The organism is Vibrio sp. SCSIO 43086 (assembly GCF_051132235.1).
Lineage (GTDB): Bacteria > Pseudomonadota > Gammaproteobacteria > Enterobacterales > Vibrionaceae > Vibrio > Vibrio diabolicus.
In genome coordinates, this window is sequence record NZ_CP072677.1 from 1,130,569 (window position 1) to 1,144,617 (window position 14,049).

Annotated in this window: 12 protein-coding genes; 7 read left to right on the top strand and 5 right to left on the bottom strand. The window is 45.1% G+C overall.

The window, feature by feature from the left end; genetic code table 11:
- Positions 1–2: 2 nt before the first annotated feature.
- From J8Z23_RS05250 to J8Z23_RS05270, 5 genes are all read right to left on the bottom strand, one after another.
- Positions 3–1,508, bottom strand: coding sequence for an inactive transglutaminase family protein (locus tag J8Z23_RS05250; protein WP_005390741.1), 1,506 nt, complete (start codon positions 1,506–1,508; stop codon positions 3–5).
- Between the two features lie 11 nt (positions 1,509–1,519).
- Entirely contained in the window at positions 1,520–2,266 is a 747-nt protein-coding gene (locus tag J8Z23_RS05255) for an ATP-dependent zinc protease family protein (protein WP_012841986.1), read from the bottom strand.
- A 276-nt stretch (positions 2,267–2,542) separates the two neighbouring features.
- Positions 2,543–3,514, bottom strand: a complete 972-nt coding sequence (gene cmoB, locus J8Z23_RS05260; protein ID WP_167426749.1) for a tRNA 5-methoxyuridine(34)/uridine 5-oxyacetic acid(34) synthase CmoB — start codon at positions 3,512–3,514, stop codon at positions 2,543–2,545.
- Positions 3,515–3,599: 85 nt separating this feature from the next.
- Complete coding sequence (gene cmoA / locus J8Z23_RS05265; RefSeq protein WP_012841984.1) at positions 3,600–4,337, bottom strand: carboxy-S-adenosyl-L-methionine synthase CmoA; 738 nt, start codon at positions 4,335–4,337, stop codon at positions 3,600–3,602.
- 93 nt (positions 4,338–4,430) lie between these two features.
- Positions 4,431–5,264: a DUF72 domain-containing protein gene (locus J8Z23_RS05270; protein ID WP_248381142.1), complete on the bottom strand. Its 834-nt coding sequence runs from the start codon at positions 5,262–5,264 to the stop codon at positions 4,431–4,433.
- Positions 5,265–5,570: 306 nt separating this feature from the next.
- Between J8Z23_RS05270 and aspS the strand changes: the two genes are divergently transcribed.
- The 7 genes from aspS (at position 5,571) to cydB (ending at position 14,038) form a co-directional block, all read left to right on the top strand.
- On the top strand, positions 5,571–7,349 hold the full coding sequence (gene aspS, locus J8Z23_RS05275; protein ID WP_046874741.1) for an aspartate--tRNA ligase: 1,779 nt from the start codon (positions 5,571–5,573) through the stop codon (positions 7,347–7,349).
- A gap of 142 nt (positions 7,350–7,491) precedes the next feature.
- A complete protein-coding gene (locus tag J8Z23_RS05280) occupies positions 7,492–8,238 on the top strand; it encodes a YebC/PmpR family DNA-binding transcriptional regulator (protein ID WP_005390747.1) in 747 nt (248 codons plus the stop codon).
- A gap of 105 nt (positions 8,239–8,343) precedes the next feature.
- The gene (gene ruvC, locus J8Z23_RS05285) at positions 8,344–8,865 is read left to right on the top strand and encodes a crossover junction endodeoxyribonuclease RuvC (RefSeq protein WP_012841980.1); all 522 of its coding nucleotides are present in this window, start codon (positions 8,344–8,346) and stop codon (positions 8,863–8,865) included.
- Between the two features lie 67 nt (positions 8,866–8,932).
- Positions 8,933–9,544, top strand: a complete 612-nt coding sequence (gene ruvA, locus J8Z23_RS05290) for a Holliday junction branch migration protein RuvA (RefSeq protein ID WP_005390750.1) — start codon at positions 8,933–8,935, stop codon at positions 9,542–9,544.
- Positions 9,545–9,831: 287 nt separating this feature from the next.
- Positions 9,832–10,836 (top strand): Holliday junction branch migration DNA helicase RuvB, encoded by a 1,005-nt coding sequence (gene ruvB / locus J8Z23_RS05295; RefSeq protein WP_031780162.1) that lies wholly within the window; start codon positions 9,832–9,834, stop codon positions 10,834–10,836.
- Positions 10,837–11,297: 461 nt separating this feature from the next.
- The gene (cydA, locus tag J8Z23_RS05300; RefSeq protein ID WP_012841977.1) at positions 11,298–12,884 is read left to right on the top strand and encodes a cytochrome ubiquinol oxidase subunit I; all 1,587 of its coding nucleotides are present in this window, start codon (positions 11,298–11,300) and stop codon (positions 12,882–12,884) included.
- Between the two features lie 17 nt (positions 12,885–12,901).
- Positions 12,902–14,038 carry a cytochrome d ubiquinol oxidase subunit II gene (gene cydB, locus J8Z23_RS05305; RefSeq protein WP_006742909.1) on the top strand — a complete coding sequence of 379 codons (1,137 nt, stop codon included), beginning with the start codon at positions 12,902–12,904 and terminating at the stop codon, positions 14,036–14,038.
- Positions 14,039–14,049: the final 11 nt, after the last annotated feature.

The following is a 14,049-nucleotide window of genomic DNA, read 5'->3' on the forward strand; positions in this document are numbered from 1 at the left end:
GTTTAGTCCTCCGCTAGTGGTTTGAAACGACGTAACTCAGTTAGACGGTAACCTGTGTAAGTACCTAGCAATAGAATACCGGCCAGAACAATCAACTGTAGACCTATGAAATTAAAGGTTAGGTGCTGAATGTATGAGTTCGTCATTGCTAAGTAAACCAATACTGCGGTGAGCAGTGAGCCCCCACCTTGCAAAGCGACTTCTTTCGCACCTTCTTCTTCCCATAGGATAGACATACGTTCAATTGTCCAAGACAAGATGATCATCGGGAAGAACGTAATTGTTAAGCCTTCCGTTAAGCCCATCTTAAATGCGACTACTGTGAACACCGAAATGATCATAATAACGGTAATAATGACCGCTGATATCCGTGCTACAAGTAGTAAGTTCAACCTCGATAAGTAACTTCTAATAATCAAGCCTGTGCCAACGATCAGTAAGAAACCGACAATACCCGTTAATAGCTGGGTTTGAACAAACGCAACAGCAATCAGTACTGGCATGAAAGTACCGGATGTTTTTAGACCGATAATCACACGCAAGAACACCACGATAAGGGCACCGATAGGGATCAGCATGATAGTCTTAAACATCGCTTGTTCTTCAAGAGGCAAGCTATGAATTGAAATATTCAGCAGCCCATCAGCTTCTATCTTGTTGTTCGTCGCTTGCTGTGGAGTCATTTCTTGCTTGATCATTGAGAAATGAACTTGGCTATTTTTACCACCAACAAGATCAAGCAGGGATACATTCGACTCATCCCAAACTAATAAGTTTGGTTTCACGGCTTTCTGTTCGGAATTTGGTGAGAACAGTACCCAATCTTTACCCGACCAAACCTGAACCATTGGTTGAATGGTTTGGCGTCGACGTCCATCTTCTAGTTCGATAACACCGACTGTTTTACTCTGTATACCTGCGGTAAGCAAAATATTATGTAGTGCATCAGTACGGCTGAAGTCATTCAGTAGTAGCGATGAATTTTGACTGTCTGGGTCATTAAGCGCTTTGATGAGCTCACGAGTAAAGGTCACATTGTCGGCAGAGCGACTCATCGCACGCTCTACAAGGGCATTTGCCGCCGCGGCTTGTGGCGCTGATAGCGTTGGTGGCGTAATGTCTTCAGTTGGTGGTAGAGGCGTAACTTTAGCCTGAGGGTCCACTAAGAACTGCGCTTTGTAGTAAATGGTTTGAGGACCTTTGGCCTGACGAATGGACCACTCGGCACGACGTCCAGAATCAGAATTAATGTAGGAAACGCCATAACCAGAAGAGGAAGCGGATTCACCGATAAGCGTATAACCACTTTGTGTATGAGGTGCTGCGAGTGAAGCTTTGACTTCATTGCCGTTAGCATTGAACTCAATACGTGCCTCTACATCCCATACCTGACGAGTTTCGCCTGGTGTCCAAGGCACGCCGTAGTTTTCATGTCTGAAAACACTCAAAGCAATGCCCGCAATCACCAATAAGATGATTGAAAGGTAAAACGGTATTTTTGACGTCATAATCTACCTTATTATTTTTTATCTTCGTCCGTTTGGATATAGGTACGACTTACATCGACAAGTGCGATGTCGCGCATAAATTCTCTACCCAGTAAAATAGGATGGTTCATATGCGAGCGATCTGCCAACGTAAATTGCGCTTTTTCATGAATTTTTCCAACGCGCACCCAAAGTTCGACTACAGCGCGACGTTCTAGTTCTTCACTGGTAACTTGGCGAATTTTTACGTAACGAATGACTGGCGCTTCGATCCAAGTATTTTTTTCTTCTTCAGATTTACTGGTATCTGCCAGGTGGAATCGAACCCAGTTTTTGCCGTTTCTTTCGAACTCTTCAATATCAACTGCATTTAAAGATGAGGTTGCGGCACCGGTGTCGACACGTGCATCAAAAGTCTGCTTAATGGAGTCGATAGTGACCTTTTCAATTGAGCCAAGGACAATATCATGAGTTGGTGTTGGTTCCACAGGAGCAGGAGATTGGACAATAATCGGCTCTTTTGGCTTTTTCACTTCTGCCATTGCTTCATCACGAAATGTCAGAAGTTCAACCTGTAGTTTATCGACTTGTTCTTCAAGGCTGTCGATATAGTCCGATTGGTTGCTGAGCTGAAGCTCTAAGTTAGTAATGCGATTATTGACATTCGCTTCTGAAGTTTGAATAGCCGCTAACGTTTCTTGGTGGTACTGTTCGCCTTTGGTTAGTGAGCATCCAGATAGTAAGGCGATGGCAACAATCGGGGTCAATCGTAATAACATTGAAAACCTTGGGATTGGATTAAGTTGTTTATTTTTTAGGAGTTTAGCTCATATCGATAAAGCCTCACAAGTAAGAATGTTTCTCTATTACTTATTGTTTGAGGAATAGTGATGAAAAGCTAAAAATCAAGGACATAAAAGCGCATCCTTATTTAGAGCGTGCTTATGTTTTGATGTAACAAATGGACTCGAAAAACAAACACGCTCAGTACGAGGAAAGAGGGTAATGTCTTAACTCGTAAAATGAGTTAAGACAATGTCAGGAATCTCAGCGAATTATGGTTTGCGAGCGACAAGAACCGCGCGGCGAGGGGCAGGGTAACCTTCTACAGTCTTGCTTGGGTCGTTCGGATCTAGATAGTCTGGTAGAGAGTTATGCGTCATCCAATCTGTGGTACGTTGCTCATCAACCGAAGTGACGCTTTCATCAACGATGCGCACATCTTCAAATCCTACCAACTCTAACCACACTTTCAGCGCTTTTGCTGAAGGGAAGAAATAGACATTACGCATTTGTGCGTAACGAGAAGTTGGAACCAACACTGCATTCTCATCACCTTCAATCACGAGTGTTTCCAATACTAGTTCACCACCAGACACTAATTGATCTTTTAGCTGCACCAAGTGATCCAGTGGAGAGCGACGGTGGTAAAGTACGCCCATGCTGAATACCGTGTCGAACGCTTCTAACTTAGGTAGTTGTTCAATACCCAACGGCAGTAGGTGCGCACGTTGGTCATCGCCCATTAGTTTACGAATTGCTTCGAACTGAATTAGGAACAGGTGAGATGGATCGATACCGACGGTTAAGCGTGCACCTTCACCCAGCATACGCCACATGTGGTAGCCGTTACCACAACCAACATCGAGTACGCTGCGGTTCTTTAATGGAGAAATATGCGGAAGCACGCGGTCCCATTTCCAATCACTGCGCCACTCAGTATCAATATGAATGCCGTGTACGTGGTATGGCCCTTTGCGCCACGGATGGAATGTACGAAGTAAGTTCTCTAATTTCTTCAGCTCACCTTCATGGAAAGGAGTGTCGTTGCTGATGGTCACTGAATTCTTGATGTCAATTTGATCCGGTGAGCCTTCTGGGATCTTGTTCAGTGCTTTCAACCAGCGACCAAAGTCACCGTGCTCTGCATTTTGCCAATCCGTTAGCTGTTGTGGTAGCACATTGAGCCAAGGTTGAAGACGTGTGTCTTGGGCAATCAATTGGTAGAAGTTTGCAAAGTTAAACATAGTTAGTTAATCGCTGAGTTGATGGTATTAAAATTATTAAATAACAGCCTAAAGTGGCGTGATTCAGGGCCTTTATATGCAGGGTTTATTTAATTGCGAACATAGAGCCAAAGTTAAAGCATTGGAACCAAACATCGTAGCTAGAAAAGCCAATTTTAGCGAAACGCTCTTTATGCTCTTTCTTTGAATCTGGGCGCATTACGTTTTCTATCGCGCTGCGCTTTTGGCTGATTTCTAGTTCGCTATAACCATTTGCACGTTTAAAGTCGTGGTGAAGGTCAATTAATAGCTCGTTTGACACTTCATCTTCGAAGACGAATTTCTCCGACAAAATCAAAATTCCGCCTGGACGTAGACCCGCGTAGATTCGTTCAAGCAGGGCGTAACGATCGTCTGGAGAAAGAAATTGCAGAGTAAAGTTCAGTACGACAACTGATGCGTTTTCAATATCGATATTACGAATATCCGCTTCAACCACATCTACAGGAGTATCGCTTCGGTACGCGTTTACATGCAATTTGCAACGCTCAACCATCGCAGGAGAGTTGTCCACTGCGATGATTTGGCAACCTTCTTGTTTGATATGGCGACGCATAGACAATGTTGCAGCACCCAAAGAACAGCCAAGGTCATAGATGTTTGAGTGGGGCTTTACAAAACGCTCTGCCAGCATACCGATTGCAGAAATAATATTGCTGTAACCCGGTACCGATCGTTGAATCATGTCAGGAAATACTTCCGCTACGCGTTCATCGAACGTGAAATCCCCAATTTTATCGATTGGAGCCGAAAAAATAGTATCTGGATTGCTCTTAGGGTTCATAACCAAGTCTCTGCATACAAGCTGCCTGAAAACGTCAGGCACCAAAAAAGGCGCGTATTTTATGGGAATTTCACGCCTCTGTCATGTGTTGCGTTAGAACATCTGCAACTGCGAGTTGCCATCGTTAGCCGGGAAAGATGCCAAGTCAGGAAGTGTTATACGCTTTTGTATGTCTTTATACAGATTGGCTGCCAACTCCGGCGCAATTATATTGTCCGCAGTATGGATCATGACATACGGCTGTTTACCTTCTGCAATCCATTGCGGCAACTTGCTGAGCCATGGTGTAAAAAACTCGTAATTTTGCTGTTCTTCTGGATGACCAATAAAGCGAATCAAAGGGTGTGAAGCGGTAGCAATGGCGTGGACTGGTACTCTTGGTTTTTTCATTTGCGCATCGATGATCGCTTCATTGTCTGGCTTAGCGGCAAAGACAGGGCGGCTATCCATAATAATGCGGTCAATGTTATTTTCTACTAACCATTGGTTAAGCGCTCGCTCTTCTTCACCTTTGGAGAAAAATGCCATATGACGAACCTCAACACCAAGAGGGAAGTTAGGTGGAAAGCTCGCACAGAACTTTTTCAGTCGATCAAGGTGCTCAGGACCAAATGCGGCTGGCAATTGAATTGTCCATTGCCCCACACGGTCATGCAACGGCTCCATGACTTTCATGAAGTCTCTCAGTTGTTCGCTGCAACCTCTTAGCATTTGCTCATGAGTGATGGCTTTAGGAAGTTTGAAAGTAAAGCGAAAATCATCGTGGGTTGCTGCTCTCCAGTTTTGCACCGTGTTGAGCGTCGGCGTGGCATAAAATGTCGTGTTGCCTTCCACGGTATGGAACACCTGTGCATACTTTTCTAAACGTTCAGCGGGCTTTGTCCCGCTGCCGTAAAAGCTTTGTTGCCATTGATTGTGCGACCACATTGTCAATCCAAGTCGAAGAGGTAAGTTATCCATTATTCTTTACTGCTTGCTACTCGTGTGAATACTTTACGAGAGTTTTGCTGAAATAGGTAATTTCACGCTATAATCCCCACCAATTTTTTCGCTTTGGTGCGCTTTTGAACATTTGTTGTACTAAAAAGCACCAGTGAATGATAAAACACACTTAATTGTATGTTGAGTAGTCGATTTTCGTGGACATTCAGCGTATAACTGAATCTTTACTCTGCTTGGCAATGAGGCTGACAGAGCGTAGTTAACAACATTTGAGAGATTGGGAATTTCATTATGCGTACCCATTACTGTGGTCACCTGAACAAGTCCCTTGCAGGACAAACTGTAGAACTTTGCGGCTGGGTTAACCGTCGTCGTGATTTAGGCGGTCTTATTTTTATTGATATGCGAGATCGCGAAGGTATCGTTCAGGTAGTTGTTGATCCAGATATGGCGGATGCGTATGAAGTGGCTAACACACTTCGTAATGAATTCTGTATCAAACTAACGGGTGAAGTACGCGTTCGTCCAGAAAGCCAAGCAAACAAAGACATGGCAACAGGTGAAGTTGAGATCCTTGCGACAGGTCTTGAAATCATCAACCGCAGTGACGTTTTGCCTCTAGACTTCAACCAAAAGAACTCTGAAGAGCAACGTCTGAAGTACCGTTACTTAGATCTACGTCGTCCTGAAATGAGCGATCGCATCAAGCTACGTGCTAAAGCGTCTAGCTTTGTTCGTCGTTTCCTAGACGACAACGGCTTCCTAGACATTGAAACTCCAGTACTAACGAAAGCGACACCAGAAGGTGCGCGTGACTACCTAGTACCTAGCCGTGTTCACAAAGGCAGCTTTTACGCGCTTCCTCAGTCTCCACAGCTATTCAAACAGCTTCTAATGATGTCTGGTTTTGACCGTTATTACCAAATCGTTAAGTGTTTCCGTGATGAAGACTTGCGTGCTGACCGTCAGCCAGAATTCACTCAGATCGATATCGAAACGTCATTCATGACGGCTGACCAAGTACGTGAAGTGACGGAAAACATGGTTCGCGATATGTGGCAAGAGCTACTAAACGTAGACCTAGGTCAGTTCCCAGTAATGCCATTCAGCGAAGCTATTCGCCGTTTCGGTTCTGACAAGCCAGACCTACGTAACCCGTTAGAGTTAGTTGATGTCGCTGACCTAGTGAAAGACGTTGAGTTCAAAGTATTCTCTGGCCCAGCAAACGACGAGAAAGGCCGCGTTGCCGTTATTCGCGTTCCAGGTGGTGCATCTTTGACTCGTAAGCAAATTGATGGCTACGGTGAATTCGTTGGTATCTACGGTGCGAAAGGTCTAGCTTGGATGAAGGTTAACGACCGTGCAGCAGGCATGGAAGGTATCCAGTCTCCAGTGGCTAAGTTCCTAAACGAAGATGTGATCAACGCTATCCTAGATCGCACTCAAGCGGAATCTGGTGATATCATCCTATTTGGCGCTGATAAAGCGGGTATCGTTGCAGAAGCAATGGGCGCGCTACGTTTGAAACTAGGTAAAGATCTAGAACTAACTGACGAATCTGCATGGGCTCCACTATGGGTTGTTGACTTCCCAATGTTCGAAGAAGATGACGAAGGCAACCTACACGCGATGCACCACCCATTCACGTCACCTCTAGGTGTGACTGCGGAAGAGCTAAAAGCGAACCCAGCTGCGGCAAACTCTAACGCTTACGATATGGTTCTAAATGGTTACGAAGTTGGCGGCGGTTCTGTTCGTATCCACAACGCAGATATGCAAGAAGCCGTATTTGATATTCTAGGCATCACACCTGAAGAGCAACAGCTTAAGTTCGGCTTCCTGCTTGATGCACTAAAATTCGGTACGCCTCCACACGCTGGTCTTGCATTCGGTCTTGACCGTCTAGTGATGCTGCTATGTGGTACCGAGAACATCCGTGATGTTATTGCATTCCCGAAAACAACAGCAGCGGCGTGTCTACTAACAGACGCACCAAGCATTGCGAACCCAGCAGCGCTAGAAGAGCTAGCAATCGCAGTGACTGCAGCGAAAGAAAAAGACGCAGAATAAGCGCACAACATTTGAAGAAAACTCCCGCAACTGCGGGAGTTTTTGTTTAAATAAACCTAAGAAACTTCCAAAGCAATTTCCCAAGCAACGCTTTTTAGCTCATGTTTGCTATTCAGCGTCAAAATACATTAAAAGGTGAATTATGGCAGGTCATAGTAAATGGGCGAATATTCGTCACCGTAAAGCAGCGCAAGATGCGAAGCGCGGCAAAATCTTTACCAAATTAATCCGTGAAATCGTTGTTGCTGCAAAAGAGGGAGGCGGTGAGCCAGAAAATAACCCACGTTTGCGAGCTGCAATTGATAAAGCGTTGTCTAACAACATGACGCGTGACACTGTCAACCGCGCTGTCAGCCGAGGTGCTGGTGGTGAAGGCGATGACAATATGGAAACCGTAATCTATGAAGGTTATGGTCCGGGTGGCACTGCGGTCATGGTCGAATGTATGACGGATAACCGAAATCGCACAGTATCTGGCGTACGCCATGCGTTCTCGAAGTCAGGAGGCAATCTGGGTACGGATGGTAGTGTAAACTATCTTTTCGACAAGAAAGGCGTGATCTCATACGCCCCAGGTTTAGATGAAGATGCGGTGATGGAAGTGGCGTTAGAAAGTGGCGCTGATGACATCGAAACATCAGAAGATGGCTCGATTGATGTTTACACCGCGCCAAGCGATTTTGGACTCGTAAAAGATGCCCTTGATGCTGCAGGTTTTGAGGCGGAAAACGCCGAAGTGTCGCTTATCCCTTCAACGAAAGCAGAACTGGATGTGGACACTGCGCCAAAACTACTTCGTTTGATTGACGCTTTAGAAGATCTGGACGATGTTCAGGAGGTTTATCACAACGGTGACATCTCTGACGACGTTGCAGCCTCTCTAGAGTAAACTCAATGTGCAGTGAGCGGTATTCGCTCCGACGAAGTTAGAAAGTAAGCTAAAAGTAATAATAAGAAATTGAGGCCGTATTCGGCCTCCTTTTTAGGAACATTCATGTCAATTATTTTGGGCATTGACCCAGGTTCACGCATTACCGGTTATGGGGTCATTCGTCAAAATGGACGCCATTTGCAATACCTTGGTAGTGGCTGTATTCGTACTTCAGAAAAAGAACTTCCGGGCCGTCTTAAGCAGATTTACGCTGGCGTCACGGAAATCATTACTCAGTTTCAACCGGACGTATTTGCGATTGAACAAGTGTTTATGGCTAAAAATGCGGATTCAGCATTAAAGCTTGGCCAGGCTCGTGGCAGCGCAATTGTTGCTGCGGTGAATGCAGAGTTGCCGGTATACGAATACGCCGCGCGTCTTATTAAGCAAGCTGTAGTCGGTACTGGTGGTGCGGACAAAGCGCAAGTTCAGCATATGGTTCAGCAGATGCTTAAACTGCCCGCCAAGCCTCAAGCGGATGCAGCCGATGCTTTAGGTGTGGCGATTTGTCATGCCAATACGAACAAAACCCTCGTTGCCTTAGCGGGCAAAGCAACCAGTGCCAGAAAAGGGCGCTACCGATAAAATTAACTGGATGTCTATCCAGTTCTTTATTATCCTGTCGCAAATTCATTTCCAAAGAGTATTTATAGTGATTGGACGTCTTCGTGGCACACTGATTGAAAAACAACCACCTGAAGTATTAATTGAAGTTAATGGCATTGGTTATGAAGTACAGATGCCAATGAGCTGTTTTTACGAGCTGCCAAATGTTGGCGAAGAAGCCATTATTTATACTCACTTTGTCGTCCGTGAAGATGCACAATTGCTATACGGTTTCAACACAGTAAAAGAACGAGCACTTTTCCGTGAAGTGATCAAAGCCAATGGCGTTGGTCCTAAACTCGGTCTTGGTATTCTCTCTGGTATGACAGCAACGCAATTTGTTACTTGTGTGGAACATGAAGACGTTTCTACGCTGGTTAAGCTTCCAGGCGTTGGCAAGAAAACCGCAGAGCGATTGGTTGTTGAAATGAAAGACCGCTTGAAAGGGTGGGGCGCTGGCGATCTATTTACACCATTTACGGATGCTGCTCCTGCGGATTCTGGTTCGACATCCAACAACGCGGAAGAAGAGGCAATTAGCGCGCTTCTAGCTTTGGGTTACAAGCCGACTCAAGCGTCGAAAGTGGTGTCTCAAATTGCTAAACCGGACATGAGCAGTGAGCAAATGATCCGTGAAGCTCTAAAATCAATGGTGTAACGCTGGTTTCACAGTGAGCATTTGTTCAAGATAACTCATTCTCTAAGGTTAATGCCAATCGCTTAACGATATTTTTGTGTCATTCCAGCGAGCCTTGGCGAGACTAGGAATCTAATAGCAGCGCGCTGAGCGGTTAATGAAACAATTTTGACCATAAAGTGCTCGGATAGAAGATCCTGTATCACGCTCCTTCGTCGCTGTACAGGATGACGAGATACAGAAATATGCCACTTGCTGTTAAACGAGCGGCATTATTCTCTCAGGTAACCATTTTTCAAGGTAAAAAGATGATTGAAGCCGATCGTTTAATCGCTCCAGAAAACCCTGCCTTTCGTGATGAAGATGTCATTGACCGTGCTATTCGACCAAAGAAGTTGGCGGATTACCAAGGTCAGGACCACGTTCGTGACCAAATGGAGATTTTCATCAAAGCCGCTCAGTTACGTAGTGAAGCTCTTGATCACCTGTTAATTTTTGGCCCTCCGGGTTTGGGTAAAACCACGCTAGCAAATATTGTCGCCAACGAGATGGAAGTAAACATCCGTACTACTTCAGGGCCAGTTCTTGAAAAAGCAGGCGATTTAGCCGCGTTACTAACCAACCTAGAAGAAAATGACGTTCTATTTATTGACGAAATTCACCGCTTAAGCCCGATGGTTGAAGAGGTTCTGTATCCGGCGATGGAAGATTATCAACTGGATATTATGATCGGTGAAGGTCCGGCCGCTCGTTCTATTAAGATCGATTTGCCACCGTTTACTTTGATTGGTGCAACGACCCGAGCTGGCTCTTTAACGTCACCATTACGCGATCGTTTTGGTATTACTCAGCGTCTTGAGTTTTATAAGATAAAAGACCTACAAGATATTGTGCAGCGCAGCGCGGATTGTTTAGGTTTGTCAATGGAACCTGAAGGCGCCTTGGAAGTGGCAAGACGTGCACGTGGCACACCACGTATTGCTAACCGTCTACTACGTCGTGTTCGCGATTATGCGGAAGTGAAAGGAAATGGTCACATTTGTGCAGAGGTTGCCGACAAAGCGCTGAATATGCTTGATGTGGATGCCGAAGGTTTCGATTATATGGACCGCAAACTGCTACTCGCAATTATGGAGAAATTTGGTGGTGGTCCGGTCGGACTCGATAACATGGCGGCAGCGATTGGTGAAGAAAAGGATACTATCGAAGACGTTCTTGAGCCTTATCTTATTCAGCAAGGTTATTTGCAACGCACTCCGCGTGGAAGAATCGCGACAGATCGTGCGTATTTGCATTTCGGAATTGAAAAATAAGATTCCCGCGCTGGGCCTTTGCTGCCCAGCGCTTCATTAAAGTTGACCAAACTCACATTTTTTGAATTTCTTCTCATACCAGTTTAGTAAGTAAAAAGCATTGATTGTTAACTCTATGTTTGCTCGCAACTGGTTAATTTCTCTCCTGATTACTCTCTCTTAACATCCGTATCTAATACTGGTTGATCTGGATCAATGTGATGGATTTTTGTGCAAATTCCGCGCATAAACATTGATGTATATCAAAGCGCATTCCGGCTATAAACCTTTTGAAACAATCTGTTTTTACAAGTAATATTAGCCCTAGCTATATTAGCTGATGCTTAACAATTAACTAACCAATGAAGCACATTTTTGCAACAATGAGTTGTGATAATTCAACATTTTTCAAGTGTAAATAACACTTGAATATGGATTGCAATATGTAGAGAGTGTCATTCAGCCGACACATAGGAGTTACCATGATTGACGTAGTTGATCTATCGCGGTTGCAGTTTGCACTGACAGCGATGTATCACTTCCTATTCGTACCATTGACCCTTGGTATGGCCTTCCTTCTGGCCATTATGGAATCGATGTACGTAATGACGAACAAGCAAATCTACAAGGACATGACCAAGTTCTGGGGTAAGCTATTCGGTATTAACTTTGCACTTGGTGTGGCGACAGGCCTTACCATGGAATTCCAGTTTGGTACGAACTGGTCTTACTACTCCCACTATGTAGGTGACATCTTCGGTGCGCCGCTAGCGATCGAAGCCCTTGTCGCATTCTTCCTGGAGTCAACTTTTGTTGGTCTATTCTTCTTCGGGTGGGATCGTCTATCTAAACGTCAACACTTAGCGGTTACTTGGCTTGTGGCGCTGGGCTCTAACTTCTCTGCACTTTGGATTCTTATCGCAAACGGCTGGATGCAAAACCCAGTAGGCGCGGACTTCAACTTCGAAACCATGCGAATGGAAATGGTGAGCTTCTCTGAAGTTGTACTAAACCCAGTTGCTCAGGTTAAGTTCGTGCATACGGTTGCTTCTGGTTACACTTGTGGCGCAATGTTTATTCTAGGCATCAGTTCATACTACCTATTAAAAGGTCGTGACATTGCATTTGCTCGTCGTTCATTTGCTATCGCTGCTTCTTTCGGTATTGCGGCTATCTTATCTACCATCGTTCTTGGCGATGAATCTGGCTACGAGCTTGGTGAAGTTCAAAAAGTGAAGCTTGCTGCAATTGAAGCAGAGTGGCACACAGAACCAGCTCCAGCAGCGTTTACGTTGTTTGGTGTTCCTAACCAAGAAACCATGCACACAGATTACGCAATCAAGATCCCTTACGTAATGGGTATCATCGCGACACGTTCTTTTGATGAGCAAGTAACAGGTCTTCGTGACCTACGTGATGAGCACGTCGATCGTATTCGTGACGGTATGTACGCGTATGAACTTCTTGAGAAGCTTCGTGCGGGCGACAAGTCAGAAGAAAACATGACTGCGTTTGATGAAGTGAAGGGTGACCTAGGTTACGGTCTACTTCTAAAACGCTACACAGACAATGTTGTTGATGCGACAGAAGAGCAAATCCAAGCTGCTGCGGATGACTCAATCCCAACAGTATGGCCGCTATTCTGGTCATTCCGTATCATGGTTGCTTGTGGTTTCATCATGCTATTCGTTTTCGGTGCGGCATTTATTCAAACGTGTCGTCAGAAGATCGAACAGAAACAATGGATTCTTAAAGCTGCACTATTCAGCATCCCACTACCGTGGATTGCGATTGAAGCGGGTTGGTTCGTCGCTGAGTACGGTCGTCAGCCATGGGCTGTTGGTGAAATTTTACCAGTGCACGTTGCAGCTTCTGCACTAACTGCTGGCGAAATCTGGACTTCACTCTTCGCAATTCTGGCGCTATACACGGTATTCCTGGTTGCAGAAGTTTACCTAATGTTGAAATTCGCTCGTAAAGGCCCAAGCAGCCTGAAAACGGGTCGCTACCACTTCGAGCAAAATGCTGACTCTGTTGAAGACAAAGTTAGTCGCCAAGTAGAAGCGTAAGGTAAGGAGATAACAAGATGTTTGATTACGAAATCTTGCGACTCATCTGGTGGGTACTAATCGGTGTTCTACTAGTTGGTTTTGCAGTAACAGACGGTTTCGATATGGGTGTAGGCGCGCTTGTACCTATTATCGGTAAAAACGACACGCAACGTCGCGTCATGATTAACTCAATTGCCCCTCACTGGGATGGTAACCAAGTTTGGCTTATCACTGCTGGTGGTGCATTGTTTGCAGCTTGGCCTTTGGTTTATGCAACGTCATTTTCAGGCTTCTACTTAGCGATGATTTTGACACTAGCAGCACTTTGGCTTCGTCCTCTGGGCCTAGACTACCGCTCTAAAATCGAAGATCCAAAATGGCGCAATACCTGGGATATCTGTATCTCAATCAGTGGTTTTGTTCCACCAATCATCTTTGGTGTAGCGTTTGGCAACCTACTACAGGGCGTACCATTCCAATTGAGTGAGTTCTTGATGCCAACATACCATGGCTCATTCTTTGGTCTTCTAAACCCATTTGCACTGCTGTGTGGCCTAGTTAGCTTGTTCATGATTTTGATGCAAGGTTCGACTTGGCTACAAATGAAAACAACGGGCGAAGTGCATGTGCGTGCTCGCAACGTTGCTCAGTTGGCAGGTTTACTGACGGTTGCAGCGTTTGTAGCGGCTGGTTTCTGGATCCAAAATATCGATGGTTACGTCATTGTTGGCGGTATCGACACTAATGCAGCTTCTAACCCTCTAAACAAAGAAGTAATCCGTGAAGCTGGTGCGTGGATGAAGAATTTTGAAAACTACCCACTACTATGGGCAGCTCCTGTACTAGGTGTTGCAATGCCGCTTCTTGCCGTATTGGCATCTCGTCTTGAAAAATGTGCGATTTCGTTCATTACTTCAAGTCTGGGTGTTGCTGGCGTTATCTTTACTGCAGGTTTTGCGATGTTCCCATTCATCATGCCTTCAGACTTAATGCCAAGCCACAGCTTAACAATGTGGGATGCAACGTCATCTGAACTGACTCTGAATCTAATGACAGGCGTTGCGTTTGTTATGGTACCAATCATCCTTGGTTACACGTCTTGGACTTACTACAAGATGTTTGGTCGCCTTGATGATCAGTACATTGAAGACAACAAAAACTCACTTTACTAAGGAGCATTTAC

Bases quoted from the DNA above. Each gene is read 5' to 3' on its own strand.
- J8Z23_RS05250 (WP_005390741.1), bottom strand. From the start codon at position 1,508: ATGACGTCAAAAATACCGTTTTACCTTTCAATCATCTTATTGGTGATT.
- J8Z23_RS05255 (WP_012841986.1), bottom strand. From the start codon at position 2,266: ATGTTATTACGATTGACCCCGATTGTTGCCATCGCCTTACTATCTGGA.
- cmoB (WP_167426749.1), bottom strand. From the start codon at position 3,514: ATGTTTAACTTTGCAAACTTCTACCAATTGATTGCCCAAGACACACGT.
- cmoA (WP_012841984.1), bottom strand. From the start codon at position 4,337: ATGAACCCTAAGAGCAATCCAGATACTATTTTTTCGGCTCCAATCGAT.
- J8Z23_RS05270 (WP_248381142.1), bottom strand. From the start codon at position 5,264: ATGTGGTCGCACAATCAATGGCAACAAAGCTTTTACGGCAGCGGGACA.
- aspS (WP_046874741.1), top strand. From the start codon at position 5,571: ATGCGTACCCATTACTGTGGTCACCTGAACAAGTCCCTTGCAGGACAA.
- J8Z23_RS05280 (WP_005390747.1), top strand. From the start codon at position 7,492: ATGGCAGGTCATAGTAAATGGGCGAATATTCGTCACCGTAAAGCAGCG.
- ruvC (WP_012841980.1), top strand. From the start codon at position 8,344: ATGTCAATTATTTTGGGCATTGACCCAGGTTCACGCATTACCGGTTAT.
- ruvB (WP_031780162.1), top strand. From the start codon at position 9,832: ATGATTGAAGCCGATCGTTTAATCGCTCCAGAAAACCCTGCCTTTCGT.
- cydA (WP_012841977.1), top strand. From the start codon at position 11,298: ATGATTGACGTAGTTGATCTATCGCGGTTGCAGTTTGCACTGACAGCG.
- cydB (WP_006742909.1), top strand. From the start codon at position 12,902: ATGTTTGATTACGAAATCTTGCGACTCATCTGGTGGGTACTAATCGGT.